The following is a 14,345-nucleotide window of genomic DNA, read 5'->3' on the forward strand; positions in this document are numbered from 1 at the left end:
GCATCACGGCTCGATCACGATCTTGCCGGTCACGCGCCGATTCATCATGTCGTCGAGGGCGCGTGGGGTGTCATCGAGCGAATAGCGTTTCGTGACGACGGGGCGCAGCTTGCCCGCCTTGATCCAGCCGACCATCGCCGCGAATTCCTGATCGGCGATCGCGTGTTCGCGCTGCATGTGACCGCCCCAGAACACGCCCACGATGCTCGCGCCTTTCAGCAGCGCGAGATTGAGCGGCAGCTTCGGAATCTCGCCGTTCGCGAAGCCGACGACCAGATACCGTCCGCGCCAGCCGATGCTTCGAAACGCGGGTTCCGCATACGCGCCGCCGACGGGATCGAAAATGACATCCGGCCCGTTGCCGCCGGTCAGCGCCTTGACGCGCTCGCGCAAGTCTTCTTTTGCATAGTCGATGACCTCGTCCGCGCCATGCTCGCGGCAGAACGCGAGCTTCTCCGCGCTCGATGCCGCCGCGATCACGCGCGCGCCGACGATCTTGCCGATCTGGATAGCCGCAATACCGACGCCGCCGGCCGCGCCGAGCACGAGTAGCGTGTCGCCGGCCTTGAGTTGCCCACGATCGACGAGCGCGTGATACGACGTGCCGTACGCGAGCGTGAACGCGGCGGCGTCGGCTAGATCGACGTCATCGGGCAAAACGATGCAATCCGCTTCCTTCGCGCGCGCCTGTTCGGCGAACGCGCCTTGCGCGGTATAGGCGGCCACGCGCATGCCTGGCGACAGGCGCGTGACGCCCGCGCCCACCTCGCGCACGATGCCCGCGAACTCCGCGCCGGGCGTGAACGGCAGCGGCGGCTTGAACTGGTACTTGTTCTGGATGATGAGCACGTCGGGGAAGTTCACACTCGCCGCTTTCACGTCGATGACGACTTCGCCCGCTTCCGGATGCAGGTCGGCCAGCGTTTCGATAGAAAGGGTGTCGGGTAGTCCGTGTTGGTTGCATCGTACGGCGCGCATCGCGTCTCCTTGTCCGGGTCTCGTGCAAAGCGTTGAAGTGGGCTCAGTGTAGGGCAGCGACGTCGTCGGGAGCGAGCTTTCGAGTCGTCGTCGCGCCACTTTCCTCGGTTACAATCGTCGGATGCGAATCCTACTCAGCAACGACGACGGTTATCTGGCGCGCGGCATCAATGTGCTGCACGAGGTCCTGCAGCCGCTCGGCGAAGTGACGGTGATGGCGCCCGAGCAGAACTGCAGCGGCTCGTCCAACTCGCTTACGCTGTCGCGGCCCTTGAGCGTTCATCAGGCGCCCAACGGTTTCAACTTCGTGAACGGTACGCCGACCGATTCCGTGCACATCGCGCTCACCGGCATGCTCGAGCATCAGCCGGATCTCGTCGTGTCGGGCATCAACAACGGGCAGAACGTCGGCGAGGACACGCTGTACTCGGGCACGGTCGCGGCGGCCACCGAAGGCTTCATGTTCGGCATTCCCGCCATCGCGTTTTCGCTCGTCGGGCGCGACTGGCTTCATCTCGAAGACGCGGCGCGCGTCGCAGCCGAGATCGTCGCGCATTTTCTCGAACATCCGATGCCGGGCCATCCGTTGCTGAACGTGAACATCCCGAGCCTGCCGTACGATCAGCTCGGCGCATGGACCGTGACGCGCCTCGGCAAGCGTCATCCTTCGCAGCCGGTGATTCGCCAGAGCGATCCGCGCGGCAACCCGATCTACTGGATCGGCCCGTCGGGCGATGCACTCGACGCGAGCGAAGGCACCGATTTCCACGCCGTCGCGAACGGCTTCGTTTCGATCACGCCGCTGCAACTCGATCTGACTCATACGAAGCTCATGGCCGAGACGCGCGAATGGGCGCGGGCCGGGAGCGGTCGCACATGAGCGACGAGCGCGCCAAGCGCTTTCCGCTGGCGCTCGCGGATCTGGTTCGCGAGCCGCGCAAGTCCGCGAACCGTCCGCAGGATCCGCGCGGCAAGCAAGCCGCCGTTTCAGCGCTCAAGTCGTCGACGCCCGCGCAACCCGCCAAGCCGGGACCATCGCGCGCAGCGAGCGCACCGATGAAGAATCCCGCGACGGCGGCGGCGTCCGCAAAGCCGGCCACTTCGGTTTTTCCGGCGCGTTCCGGCGCGAAGCCCGCAACTGGCGCGAAACCGGTTCCGTCCGCGAGCAAAAACGCGACGACGCATCATGCATCTCACGCCCCGCGCACGAGCGCCTTGCGCCCGGCGGCGCGTCCCGCCGAGCGCGACCTGAACGCCACCGCCACCGCGCCGAAAAAAGGCGCGCCCAATGTCGCGCTGGCGAGCACGCAGACGCTCACGTCGGAACGGGTGCGCGAGCGTATGGTCGAACGGCTGCGATCGAACGGCGTGACCGATCCGCGCGTGCTCAATGCGATGTCGGTGGTGCCGCGCCACATGTTCGTCGATCCGGGGCTCGCCGCGCAGGCTTACGAAGATGCCGCGCTGCCCATAGGTCATCACCAGACCATCTCGAAGCCGTCCGTCGTGGCCCGCATGATCGAGCTGGTCGCGACGGGGCGGGCATTGAGCAAGGTGCTGGAGATCGGCACAGGTTGCGGCTATCAGGCGGCCGTGCTGTCCCAGGTCGCCACAGAGGTTTATTCGATCGAGCGTGTGCGCCCGCTGTCGGAGCGCGCGAAGCTCAACCTTCGGCCGTTGCGCGTGCCGAACATCAGACTGCATTACGGCGACGGCCGCCTGGGCTTGCCCGCGGCCGCGCCCTTCGACGCAATCGTGATCGCCTGCGCGGGCCTCGACGTGCCGCAGGCTCTGCTGGATCAACTGGCGGTGGGCGGCAAGCTCGTTGCGCCGGTCGGATCGCAGGCCGCGCAGTCGCAGGTGCTGACGCTCGTCACGCGCGTGTCGGCGACGCAATGGCGGGAAGAGCAGCTCGATCGCGTCTTTTTTGTACCTTTAAAATCCGGAGTGATTTGACCCGATGAGTATCCTGCGTGCTTTGCAAGAAGGAAGTGCAGGCCAACGCCTGAACGCGGCGCAGCGCGGCGTGTGTGTGCTGGCGTTGTCCGCGCTGGCGGCGTGTTCGACGCGCATGGACATGGCGCCGGTCGTCGACAGAACGGGCGCGCCCATCGGCACGACGGCGGCCCAGACGCCGGACAACGGTCCGCCGCCGCCGGGCTATTACCGTGTAAAACCGGGCGACACCCTATATCGGATCGCACTGGAAAACGGTCAGAATTATCACGATATCGCGACGTGGAACAACCTGACCAACCCGAATCAGATCGAAGTCGGCCAGCTGATGCGCGTGGCGCCTCCGGGCGCGAATCTCGCGGCGGCGACGCCCGGCGTGGCCACTGCGCCGATCGTGGGCGGCGGCGTGCAGACGCAGCCGCTCAACGGCGCGACCGGCTCTGCGACGCCGCAGCCGGGCGCGACCGCGCAGCCGCCGTATTACGGTGCGAATTCGGGCATGGGCGCCGCGCCCGGAACAGCAGGTGCGGCGGCCGGCATGGCATCGGCGCCGGGCGTGCCGGGTGTGCCTGGCGCGGATGCGAACGCGACGGCGCCCACGGGCCAGCCGGCGTTCATCTGGCCTGCGCGCGGACCGATCCTCGGTACGTTCGATGACGCGAAGAACAAGGGTTTGAATATTGGCGGTGCGGCGGGAGATCCGGTCAACGCGTCGGCGGACGGACGAGTGGTTTACTCCGGAAATGGGCTGCGCGGCTACGGCAATCTCATTATCATCAAACATGACGCGACTTTTCTCACCGCGTACGCACATAATCGCGCTTTGATGGTAAAAGAAGGGGACGCGGTAACTAAAGGGCAGAAGATCGCTGAGATGGGGAACAGCGATTCGGACCGCGTGATGTTGCATTTCGAAGTTCGCCGGCAGGGAAAACCTGTTGACCCACTGAAGTATTTGCCGCCGCAATAAAGCGAAACCATCATGCCAAAAACGAAGCGCCGCCTGCCGCAAGCCGAGACTGAGAAGATCAGCCGACCTTTGCAAGTGTCGGTGGAGGACGGTGCTTCGACTCATGATGACGACATCGATAACGTCGATGTCGAGGTCGACTCCGAGGAGGAAGGCGGCAGCCGGGCAAAGGGCAGCGACGAACCGGGTGAAGGCGCAAACGATTCCGCCCCTGACGCGGACGATTTCCGCTCGCTTTTGCAGGCCGAACTCACGGCCGACACCATTCAGCATTACCTGAACCGCATCAGCGTGAAGCCGCTGCTTACCGTCGAGGAAGAGCAGCGCTATTCGCGCCTTGCGAAGGCGGGGGAATTCGAGGCGCGGCAGGTGATGATCGAGCGCAATCTGCGGCTCGTCGTCAGCATCGCGAAGGGATATTTGAATCGCGGCGTGCCGTTGCTCGATCTGATCGAGGAAGGCAACCTCGGCCTCATGCACGCCATCGAGAAGTTCGATCCGACGCGCGGCTTCAGGTTTTCGACCTACGCCACCTGGTGGATCCGCCAGAGCATCGAGCGCGCGATCATGAACCAGGCGCGCACGGTGCGGCTGCCGGTGCACGTGATCCGCGAACTCAATCAGGTGCTGCGCGCGAAGCGCCATCTGGAAAAAAATTCCGCCAATTCGAACGACAGCGTCGCGCCCGAGCGGCGCGACGCGAGCATCGACGATATCGCGTATCTCACCGGCAAGACGCCGGAGGAAGTCACCGATATCCTCGCGCTCAACGAGCACACGGCTTCACTCGACGCGCCGCTCGACCTCGATCCGGGCAGCAGCCTGCTCGATCTTCTCTCCGACGACCAGAGTCAGTCGCCGGATGCCGAAGTGCAGCATCGCGAGCTCGAATCGCTCACGCGCCTGTGGCTGTCGCGCCTGTCGGACAAACACCGGCACGTGATCGAGCGGCGTTTCGGGTTGAACCATATCGAGCCCGCGACGCTCGAAGAACTCGCCGACGAAATGGGTCTCACGCGCGAGCGTGTGCGCCAGATCCAGCAAGAGGCGCTCGTGCGGCTCAAGCGCTTTTTCGCCTCCAACGGCGTTCGCAAGGACGCCGTGCTTTAACGCTTTGACGACGCCCGGCACCGGCAGGGCGTCGCGTTCCAGGATTCAATGACACCGATTCTTGTTTTCGACATCGAAACGATCCCCGATGTCGACGGCATTCGCCGTCTCGAAGATTTGCCCGACGATCTTTCCGACCGCGAGGTGGCCGAGCATGCGTTCGAGGCGCGCCGCGAGCGCGTCGGCAACGACTTTCTGCCGCATCATCTGCAGCGCGTCGCGGCGATTTCCTGCGTGTTTCGCGACAACAGCGGCTTTCGCGTGCGCTCGCTCGGCACGACCGCCGATGGCGAGGCCGCGCTCATCCAGTCGTTCTATCGTGTGATCGAGAAGTACACGCCGCAACTCGTGTCGTGGAACGGCGGCGGCTTCGATCTGCCCGTGCTTCATTACCGCGCGCTGGTGCACGGCATCGCCGCGCCGCGTTACTGGGATCTCGGTCAGGACGACCGCGAATTCAAGTTCAACAACTACATCAGCCGCTATCACATGCGGCACATCGACCTGATGGACGTGCTCGCGATGTATCAGGCGCGCGCCAACGCGCCGCTCGATGCGCTCGCGAAGCTGTGCGGCTTTCCCGGCAAGCTCGGCATGGACGGCGGCAAGGTCTGGGACGCGTATTGCGACGGACAGATCGACGAAATCCGCAATTACTGCGAGACCGATGTCGTCAATACGTATCTGATGTACTGTCGTTTTCAGATGATGCGCGGCGGCTTCACGCCCGGCGAGTACGCCGACGAAATCAACTTCGTGAAGAACGCGCTCGCGCAGGAATCGTCGCCGCATTGGGCCGAGTATCTCGCGGCGTTCGGGAACTAGGCGCGGCGTCGTCGCGACGTTCGTCTACAATCTCGCCTTTGCCAATTCGTTAGCCAGGAAGTACGCAGGTGTCTGAAGCCGCTCGCAAAACCCAGAATCGCCGCCGCGCCGCGCCGGCGAAGTTCGTTACGCCCGATCCCGACTTTGTCGCGCCCGAGCTCGAAATCGAGTCGCTCGATATGGAAGCGCGCGGCGTAGGCCGCACGGTCAACGAGAACGGTGAGCCGGGCAAGGTCATCTTCGTCGAAGGCGCGCTGCCGGGCGAACGAGTGAGCTATTCGAGCTTTCGGCGGAAGCCGAGCTTCGAGCAGGCGCAGGTGGTGAGCGTGTTGCGCGAGAGCGTGATCCGCGCGAAGCCGAAGTGCCAGTTTTTTGGCGTCTGCGGCGGCTGCTCGATGCAGCATCTCGACGTGCGCGCGCAGATCGCGGTGAAGCAGCGCGTGCTCGAGGACAGCCTGCAACATCTTTCGAAGCTGCGCGCGGAAACCATGTTCCGGCCGATTCACGGACCGTCGTGGGGCTATCGCTATCGCGCGCGCCTGACCGTGCGGCACGTCGAAAAGAAGGGCGGCGTGCTGGTCGGCTTTCACGAGCGCAAGAGCAGCTATGTCGCCGATATGACGAGCTGCGAAGTGCTGCCGCCGCACGTTTCCGCGATGCTCGTGCCGCTGCGTCATCTGGTGGCGGGGTTGTCGATTCGGGACCGCATGCCGCAGATCGAACTCGCGGTCGGGTCGGACGTGACGGCGCTCGTGTTGCGCATTCTGGAGCCGCTGACCGAAGCCGACGAAGCGCTGCTGCGCACCTTCGCCGACGAACACGACGTTCAATGGTGGCTCCAGCCGAAGGGGCCGGACACCGTCTATCAGTTTTATCCGCTGGATCGCGAACTGGCTTACACGCTGCCGGAATTCGATATCCGCATGCCGTTCAAGCCGACCGATTTCACGCAGGTGAATCACCAGATCAATCGTGTGCTGGTGAGCCGCGCGCTCAGCCTGCTTGCACCGCAAAGGTCGGATCGCGTGCTGGATCTGTTCTGCGGTATCGGCAATTTCACGCTGCCGCTCGCCCGCGTGTCGCGCGAAGTCGTCGGAATCGAAGGCAGCGAGGCGCTGACCACCCGCGCGCTGGAGAACGCGAAGGCGAATGGCGTCGACGGGCACACGTCGTTCGCGTGCCGCAATCTGTTCGAAGTCACCGCCGCCGACCTGCGCGCGCTCGGTCAATTCGACAAATTTCTCATCGATCCGCCGCGCGAAGGCGCGCTCGCCGTTTCGAAGGCGCTCGCGGACATCGCTCAGTCCGGCGATGGGCCGTTGCCGGAGCGCATCGTCTATGTGTCGTGCAACCCGGCGACGCTCGCGCGCGACGCCGGCCTGCTCGTGCACGAAGCCGGTTATCGGATGAAGGGCGCGGGCGTGGTGAACATGTTCCCGCACACGTCGCACGTCGAGTCGATCGCTTTGTTCGAGCGTGATTGATTCGAACGAAGCAGACGCAAAAAAACCGGCCCGAAGGCCGGTTTTTTTATTGCCCCGGCAAGAACCGAAGCTTAGTTGCGGTTGCCGCCGAAAATGCCGAGCAGCGCCAGCAGGTTCGTGAACACGTTGTACAGGTCGAGGTAGATCGCGAGCGTCGCGCTGATGTAGTTCGTCTCGCCGCCATTCACCACGCGCTGGACGTCGAACAGCATGTACGCCGAGAAGATCACGATGGCGAGCACGGAGATCGTCATCATCAGGGCCGGCAACTGCAGGAAGATGTTCGCGAACGCGGCGAGCAGAATGACGATCACGCCCATGAACAGAAACTTGCCGAGACCCGAGAAATCACGCTTGCTGACGGTGGCGATGGTCGCCATCGCGGCGAAGATCACGCCTGTGCCGCCGAACGCCATCATGATGAGCTGCGGCCCGTTCGAGAAGCCCAGAATGAAGCTCAGCAGGCGCGAGAGCATCAGGCCCATGAAGAACGTGAAGCCGAGCAGGACGACCACGCCCATCCCGCTTTCCTTGGTTTTCTCGATGGCGAACATGAAACCGAACGCGATCGCGAGGAACGCGATGAAGCTCATCGCCGGGCTGGTGGCCGCGAACAGCGAGAAGCCCGTCGCGACGCCGACCCACGCGCCGAGCACCGTCGGCACCATCGAGAGCGCGAGCAGCCAGTAGGTGTTGCGCAGCACGCGGTTGCGTACCTCGACCGAGGTGACGCTGCCATTACGGCCAAAGCTGTAGGGTGATTCGTTCATGGTTTCTCCTTGCTCCAATTGTCTGTCGTTCGGTCTTCCCGCGACATCCGTCACACACGAATGATAAGGTGCGCGGACTTAAGCCAGTATTAGGACCGCTTTGCCGCGCCAGCCTGAAGGCGCGGTTCCCGTTGCAATGCAGCGTTCGGCTCCAATATGGCCCCGGCGCGCGCCGATTTCAATAGTTCCAAAGGCTGATTCGGCCGTCCGGACGTTTAAGTCCTCGCAGGGTTTGATTCTTACGGTGCCGTAAGGTTTCAATCGCAATCATACCTTGCTTCGTGCTACAATTGTCGATTCGTTTTAATCCGTAAACCGTTCATTTTTTGGAGTTTTTCATGGCGATCGAGCGCACCCTGTCGATTATCAAGCCGGACGCAGTAGCAAAGAACGTTATCGGCCAGATCTACAGCCGTTTCGAGAACGCAGGTCTCAAGATCATTGCGTCGCGCATGGTTCATCTGTCGCGCGCCGACGCAGAAAAGTTCTACGCTGTTCACGCCGCGCGTCCGTTCTTCAAGGACCTCGTGGAATTCATGATTTCCGGCCCGGTCGTGATTCAGGTCCTGGAAGGCGAAAACGCAATCGCCAAGCACCGCGACCTGATGGGCGCGACGGATCCGAAGAAGGCGGACAAGGGCACGATCCGCGCCGACTTCGCCGACAGCATCGACGCGAACGCCGTGCATGGTTCGGACGCTGCTGAAACGGCGCGCCAGGAAGTCGCGTTCTTCTTCCCGGAAGTGAACGTCTACTCGCGTTAATTTTCGCGTTGGAATGCGCGTCGGTCTGTTGGCCGTCGCGCGCATCGCGCCTCGACGCAGAAACAAGCAGTTGAAAGACGCAGGAATTGGCGCGAACGGTCCCGGACGACACAGTCCGGACTTCGCAATCTGAAATGGCAGAACTCGACATGACGAGCAGCACCACCGTCAATCTTCTCGATCTGGACGCCGCCGGGCTGACCGCGTATTGCGCGAGCCTGGGCGAAAAGCCGTTTCGCGCCAAGCAATTGCAGCGCTGGATCCACCAATACGGTGCCGACGATTTCGACGGCATGACGGATCTCGCGAAGTCGCTACGCGAAAAACTCAAGGGCCGCGCCAATATGGCGATGCCCGACATCATCAGCGACCACGTTTCCACCGACGGTACACGCAAGTGGCTGATCGACGTCGGCAACGGCAACGCGGTCGAAACCGTGTTCATCCCCGAAGAAACGCGCGGCACGCTGTGCGTGTCCTCGCAGGCGGGTTGCGCGGTGAACTGCCGGTTCTGTTCCACCGGCAAGCAGGGCTTTTCCCGCAACCTGACTACCGGCGAAATCATCGGCCAGTTGCGCATGGCGGAATTCGCGCTGCGCAAGTCGCTGGGGCGCGAAGTCGGCGGGCCTGGCAAGGGCGAGCGCGTCGTCACGAACGTCGTGATGATGGGCATGGGCGAGCCGATGCTCAACTATGACGCCGTCGTGCCGGCCATGCGCCTCATGCTCGACGACAACGCCTATGGCCTCTCGCGCCGCCGCGTGACGCTGTCCACCTCCGGCGTCGTGCCGATGATGGACCGTCTGGCCGCCGATCTGCCCGTGGCGCTGGCCGTATCGCTGCACGCGCCGAACGACCCGTTGCGCGACATGCTGGTGCCGCTGAACAAAAAGTACCCGCTGCGCGAATTGATGGCCGCGTGTCAGCGTTACTTGAAGGTCGCGCCGCGCGACTTCATCACGTTCGAATATTGCATGCTCGACGGCGTCAACGACACCGAGGCGCATGCGCGCGAACTGCTCGCGGTGACGCGCGACGTGCCGTGCAAATTCAACCTCATTCCGTTCAATCCGTTCCCGGAATCGGGCCTGACGCGCTCCAAGAACGAGCAGATCAAGCGATTCGCGCAGGTTCTGATGGACGCGGGTGTCGTCACCACTGTGCGCAAGACGCGCGGCGACGACATCGACGCCGCCTGCGGCCAGCTCGCGGGCGCGGTGCAGGATCGCACGCGTCTTGCCGAACGCATGAGCCGCGCGGGCAGCAAGACTATCGAGGTGCGGGCGGTCTGACGGCGCGCCGGAACAGAACAAAGCCGCAGCGAAAGACGCAGCACGCGTCGGGATACGGCACTAAAAGCCGAACATTTTGTTATAAAGCGGTCTGCAATGGCGCCGGAGTTGTATCGTTCACGTGGTTTATTCGAACCGAACGCGACAGCGCTATATGAAAGAATCGATGCGAGGAATTTGGCATGAGTGAGCCGCAGCACCCGACGCCTTTCGGCAGTCATTCCGGCAACCGGTCCGGCGGTCAGTACGACGGTCAGGCCGGCGCGGAAGGGGCGGCGTCGAATGCGAGCCAGGCGGGGCCTCTGGACTCGATACAGGCGGTCGGCGCGCGTCTCGCGCAGCTCCGCCAGGCGAAAGCATGGTCGATCGACGACGTCTCCGCGCGCCTCAAGGTTTCGCCGACGAAACTGCTCGCGCTCGAAGCGGGCGATATCAGTCATTTGCCCGATCGCACGTTCGCCGCTGGCATCGTGCGGAGTTACGCGAAAATTCTGGGCGCCGATCCCGCGCCCTTCACGCAGGCTTTCCGACGCGATGGCGGCGAGATCGAGCACAATCTGAAAGTGCCGGCATCGGCGGGCGGGGGGCTGCCGCGCGGTCGCGTGTCGGTGCCGCTCGGCAATTCGTCGAGCCGTAAGCGCTCGTGGATGTGGGGTGTCCTGGCCATCATCGTCGTTCTGGCGGCGCTCGTGACGTGGCATACCGGCGGCGAATCGAACAACTGGCTCGCGCGCCTGAAGGCGACCACGGGTGTGGGCTTGTCGTCGACATCGCCTTCGCCGTCGAACGAATCGGCGGGCGCATCGTCCACGCAGACGCCCGACGAGGCAGCGGCCGCGAACACCGGCGAAGCGTCGCTGCCCGAAGTGGCGGCCGCGCCCGGCGAGCAGCCGATGCCGCGTCCGCTCGGCACGAACGCGCTGCCGGCTTCGTCATCGACGTTGTCGGCGGTGCAGGGCGCGAGCGCGCCGGCTGCCGCGAACCCTGCATCGGCTGCGAAGACCGCGCCGGCGGTGGCGGCGGCGTCCGCGCCTGCCGTCGCGGGCAGCGGCTCGGGCGCGATCGAGTTGAAAGTGAAGGAAGATAGCTGGTTCAGCGTGCGCGGCAAGGACGGCAAGGAACTCTATTCCGGCCTCGTCCGTGCGGGTAGCACGCAGCGCGTGGAAGGCGAGGCGCCGTTCAAGGTGACCGTCGGCAACGTGAAGGGCGTCGAATCGTTGTCGGTTGACGACGAACCTGTCGATGCCAAACGCTATTCGTCCGCACGCGGAAACGTCGCGCGTCTCTCGCTGCCTTGAGTCGGCGAGGTCGATCGGTTCGCTGAGCGACGAACAAGTCAGGGGCGTCACGGTGCAAGCCGCGACGCCCGTTCGAGGTTCCATACACGCAACCCCGCGCCGCATCGGCGAAAAGGTTGCCAAAGGGTTTTTCGATGCAATCCGAAGCTCAATCCCTGATCAGCAGCAAGATTTGTTCGACCGAGCCGGTCTTCGGCGGTCCGTTGACGCGCCGCGCATCGCACGCGGTCGATGTGCGCTGGGGCGGACAGCTCGTGACGATCGGCGGCGACGCGCCCGTGCGCGTCCAGTCGATGACCAACACCGACACCGCCGACGCGATCGGCACCGCCATCCAGATCAAGGAACTGGCGCAAGCCGGCTCCGAGCTCGTGCGCATCACGGTGAACACGCCGGAAGCGGCCGCGGCCGTGCCGCATGTCCGTGAGCAACTGGATCGCATGGGCGTGACCGTGCCGCTCGTCGGCGACTTCCATTACAACGGGCATCTGCTGCTGCGCGACTATCCCGCGTGCGCGGAAGCGCTGTCGAAGTACCGCATCAATCCGGGCAACGTCGGTCAGGGCGCGAAGCGCGACACGCAATTCGCGCAAATGATCGAAGCCGCGATCAAGTATGACAAGCCGGTGCGCATCGGCGTGAACTGGGGCAGTCTCGACCAGGATCTGCTCGCGCGCATGATGGACGAGAACGCCGCGCGCTCCACGCCGTGGGAACTGCAGAGCGTCATGTACGAGGCGCTGATTCAATCGGCGATCGGCTCTGCGGAACGCGCTGTCGAACTGGGTCTCGGCCGCGACAAGATCATCCTCTCGTGCAAGGTCAGCGGCGTGCAGGATCTGATCGCTGTGTACCGTGAACTCGCCAAGCGTTGCAGTTTCGCTCTGCACCTCGGCCTGACCGAGGCGGGCATGGGCTCGAAGGGCATCGTCGCGTCGACGGCGGCGCTTTCGGTGCTGCTGCAGGAAGGCATCGGCGACACGATTCGCATCTCGCTCACGCCTGAACCGGGCGGCGCGCGTACGGGCGAAGTCGTCGTCGGCCAGGAAATTTTGCAGACGATGGGCCTGCGTTCCTTCACGCCGATGGTCATCGCATGCCCCGGCTGCGGCCGCACGACGAGCACGCTCTTCCAGGAGCTCGCATCGCAAATCCAGACTTACCTGCGCAGCTCGATGCCCACCTGGCGCGACCAATACCCCGGCGTCGAAAAGATGCACGTCGCGGTGATGGGCTGCATCGTCAACGGACCGGGCGAATCGAAGCACGCGAACATCGGCATCAGCTTGCCGGGTTCGGGCGAGAATCCGGCCGCGCCCGTGTTCGTCGACGGCGTGAAGGTGAAGACGCTGCGCGGCGAGCGCATCGCCGAGGAGTTCCAGCAAATCGTCAGCGACTATGTCGAGCGCACCTACGGGCAAGGTGCAGCCACGCGTGAAGAGACGTCCACCGCAACCCTTTGAAGACAGATGACTGAACAGAAGAAACGGCTCGAGAAACTGAGCGGTGTGAAGGGCATGAACGACATCCTCCCGCAGGATGCCGCGTTGTGGGACTTCTTCGAAACCACCGTCAAGTCGATGCTGCGCGCATACGGCTATCAGAACATCCGCACGCCGATCGTCGAACATACGCAGTTGTTCACGCGCGGTATCGGCGAAGTGACCGATATCGTCGAGAAAGAGATGTACAGCTTCACGGATGCGCTCAACGGCGAGCATCTGACGATGCGCCCGGAGAACACCGCGGCGGTCGTGCGCGCGACCATCGAGCACAACCTGCTGTACGACGGCCCGAAGCGCCTGTGGTACGTCGGCCCGATGTTCCGTCACGAGCGTCCGCAGCGCGGGCGTTATCGCCAGTTCCATCAGGTCGGCGTGGAAGCGCTCGGCTTCGCGGGTCCCGATACTGACGCCGAAATCATCATGATGTGCCAGCGTCTCTGGGACGACCTCGGGCTCACCGGCATTCGCCTCGAACTCAATTCGCTCGGTCAGGCGGAAGAGCGCGCGGCGCATCGCAAGGAACTGATCGCGTATCTGGAGAAGCATGTCGATTCGCTCGATGAAGAAGCGAAACGCCGTCTCTACACGAACCCGCTGCGCGTGCTCGACACGAAAAATCCGGCGTTGCAGGAGATCGCGCAGAACGCGCCGAAGCTCGTCGATTTTCTCGGTGACGCGTCGCGCAAGCACTTCGAAGGCGTGCAGCGTCTGCTCAAGGCGAACAACATTCCGTTCAAGATCAATCCGCGTCTCGTGCGCGGTCTCGACTATTACAACCTTACCGTGTTCGAATGGGTCACCGACAAGCTCGGCGCCCAGGGCACGGTTGCGGGCGGCGGTCGCTACGATCCGCTCATCGAGCAGCTCGGCGGCAAGCCGACGGCCGCGTGCGGCTGGGCGATGGGCGTGGAGCGCATCCTCGAGTTGCTGAAGGAAGAGCAACTCGTGCCGGAAGCCGAAGGCACGGATGTGTATGTCGTGCATCAGGGCGAAAAGGCGGCGGAGCACGCGTTCATCGTTGCCGAGCGTCTGCGCGACACGGGCCTCGACGTCATCCTGCATTGCAGCCCGGACGGCGCGTCCGCGAGCTTCAAGTCACAGATGAAGAAGGCCGACGCAAGCGGCGCGGCCTTCGCGGTCGTGCTCGGCGAGGACGAACTCGCGCAGGGCATGATCGGCGTCAAACCGCTGCGCCGTTCGGGCGACGAAACCTCCGACAGCCAGAAGAACGAGCAAGTGAACGTTCCGGCGGAAGACTTGACCGAATACCTAATCAATGCGATGGTTGCAACCGCCGATGACGAGGGCGCCTGAGATACAGGCCCATTTTGCCGTTCGCCGCGGGCCGGATCCGCATAAATCCGGCATCGCGCGCGGTGCTCGTTGAGGGAAT

At 63.7% G+C, this 14,345-nt stretch carries 13 protein-coding genes; 11 read left to right on the forward strand and 2 right to left on the reverse strand.

Annotated features, from left to right (window positions below):
* Positions 1-3: 3 nt before the first annotated feature.
* Positions 4-978 carry an NADPH:quinone oxidoreductase family protein gene (locus tag PQR08_RS32780; protein ID WP_250483689.1) on the reverse strand — a complete coding sequence of 325 codons (975 nt, stop codon included), beginning with the start codon at positions 976-978 and terminating at the stop codon, positions 4-6.
* A 121-nt stretch (positions 979-1,099) separates the two neighbouring features.
* Between PQR08_RS32780 and surE the strand changes: the two genes are divergently transcribed.
* The 6 genes from surE to rlmD all read left to right on the forward strand — a co-directional run bounded on the left by surE (position 1,100) and on the right by rlmD (position 7,323).
* A complete protein-coding gene (surE, locus tag PQR08_RS32785) occupies positions 1,100-1,858 on the forward strand; it encodes a 5'/3'-nucleotidase SurE (protein ID WP_035501021.1) in 759 nt (252 codons plus the stop codon).
* Positions 1,855-2,934: a protein-L-isoaspartate(D-aspartate) O-methyltransferase gene (locus tag PQR08_RS32790; protein WP_238214351.1), complete on the forward strand. Its 1,080-nt coding sequence runs from the start codon at positions 1,855-1,857 to the stop codon at positions 2,932-2,934. Before surE ends, PQR08_RS32790 begins: the two co-directional genes overlap by 4 nt.
* A gap of 4 nt (positions 2,935-2,938) precedes the next feature.
* Positions 2,939-3,904 carry a peptidoglycan DD-metalloendopeptidase family protein gene (locus tag PQR08_RS32795; protein ID WP_035501019.1) on the forward strand — a complete coding sequence of 322 codons (966 nt, stop codon included), beginning with the start codon at positions 2,939-2,941 and terminating at the stop codon, positions 3,902-3,904.
* 12 nt (positions 3,905-3,916) lie between these two features.
* Positions 3,917-5,014 (forward strand): RNA polymerase sigma factor RpoS, encoded by a 1,098-nt coding sequence (gene rpoS / locus PQR08_RS32800; protein WP_238214355.1) that lies wholly within the window; start codon positions 3,917-3,919, stop codon positions 5,012-5,014.
* 48 nt (positions 5,015-5,062) lie between these two features.
* A complete protein-coding gene (locus PQR08_RS32805; RefSeq protein WP_035501016.1) occupies positions 5,063-5,839 on the forward strand; it encodes a 3'-5' exonuclease in 777 nt (258 codons plus the stop codon).
* 179 nt (positions 5,840-6,018) lie between these two features.
* A complete protein-coding gene (gene rlmD / locus PQR08_RS32810; protein WP_250483744.1) occupies positions 6,019-7,323 on the forward strand; it encodes a 23S rRNA (uracil(1939)-C(5))-methyltransferase RlmD in 1,305 nt (434 codons plus the stop codon).
* A gap of 71 nt (positions 7,324-7,394) precedes the next feature.
* Here rlmD and PQR08_RS32815 read toward each other — a convergent pair whose 3' ends face one another.
* Positions 7,395-8,093, reverse strand: coding sequence for a Bax inhibitor-1/YccA family protein (locus PQR08_RS32815; protein WP_187604610.1), 699 nt, complete (start codon positions 8,091-8,093; stop codon positions 7,395-7,397).
* A gap of 338 nt (positions 8,094-8,431) precedes the next feature.
* Here PQR08_RS32815 and ndk point away from each other — a divergent pair, with 338 nt between their 5' ends.
* The 5 genes from ndk to hisS all read left to right on the forward strand — a co-directional run bounded on the left by ndk (position 8,432) and on the right by hisS (position 14,266).
* Positions 8,432-8,857 (forward strand): nucleoside-diphosphate kinase, encoded by a 426-nt coding sequence (ndk, locus tag PQR08_RS32820; protein ID WP_062605519.1) that lies wholly within the window; start codon positions 8,432-8,434, stop codon positions 8,855-8,857.
* A gap of 149 nt (positions 8,858-9,006) precedes the next feature.
* On the forward strand, positions 9,007-10,149 hold the full coding sequence (gene rlmN / locus PQR08_RS32825) for a dual-specificity RNA methyltransferase RlmN (RefSeq protein WP_238293168.1): 1,143 nt from the start codon (positions 9,007-9,009) through the stop codon (positions 10,147-10,149).
* Positions 10,150-10,331: 182 nt separating this feature from the next.
* Positions 10,332-11,447 (forward strand): RodZ domain-containing protein, encoded by a 1,116-nt coding sequence (locus PQR08_RS32830; RefSeq protein ID WP_250483688.1) that lies wholly within the window; start codon positions 10,332-10,334, stop codon positions 11,445-11,447.
* 134 nt (positions 11,448-11,581) lie between these two features.
* Complete coding sequence (gene ispG / locus PQR08_RS32835; protein ID WP_035501007.1) at positions 11,582-12,910, forward strand: flavodoxin-dependent (E)-4-hydroxy-3-methylbut-2-enyl-diphosphate synthase; 1,329 nt, start codon at positions 11,582-11,584, stop codon at positions 12,908-12,910.
* 6 nt (positions 12,911-12,916) lie between these two features.
* Complete coding sequence (hisS, locus tag PQR08_RS32840) at positions 12,917-14,266, forward strand: histidine--tRNA ligase (RefSeq protein ID WP_238214362.1); 1,350 nt, start codon at positions 12,917-12,919, stop codon at positions 14,264-14,266.
* The last annotated feature ends 79 nt before the right edge of the window (positions 14,267-14,345 follow it).

Origin of the sequence: Caballeronia jiangsuensis, from assembly GCF_046030135.1 — a bacterium.
GTDB lineage: Bacteria > Pseudomonadota > Gammaproteobacteria > Burkholderiales > Burkholderiaceae > Caballeronia > Caballeronia jiangsuensis.